Raw genomic sequence first — 398 nt, 5'->3', positions numbered from 1 at the left:
GGTCTTGGGTTCCAGCCGTTGTTGTGGAACGCTGCTCCGCCCCATCTCAGGCCCTCTGTCAGTACACGGATTCCTTTTTCATTTAACTCGTAGATGTCGTCCAGGTTGTCCACTACAGACTGGTATACCTCTTTTACCTCATCCACCATCTCCTGGTCATACGGCCATTTCTCCTCGCATTTCCCCTGGTCTGCCGCATATTTCCAGTCAAACATGGAGTTGTTATAGCAGAGTACATCGCATACACCGCTTCTGTTCAGAGCTTTCGGGCCGCTCTGGATCACATCGTAGTCCACGTATATAGCTACAGGCTCCACATATCCCACATATCTCACAACACTGTTGAATCTAAGACCCGCGCGGTGTCCGAACACTGCGTTTGTGGCGATGGATGTGGG

General features: G+C 51.3%; 1 pseudogene. It reads right to left on the bottom strand.

Going from position 1 to position 398, the window contains the following annotated elements:
• Positions 1-398, bottom strand: a pseudogene (locus tag V8Q34_RS27390) (iron-containing alcohol dehydrogenase); the annotation flags it as partial.

It is taken from the genome of Blautia sp. JLR.GB0024 (assembly GCF_037000545.1).
GTDB classification, from domain to species: Bacteria; Bacillota; Clostridia; order Lachnospirales; family Lachnospiraceae; genus Blautia; species Blautia celeris.
Note: the sequence above shows the minus strand (reverse complement) of the source record. Positions and strands in the feature narration are given on the sequence as shown.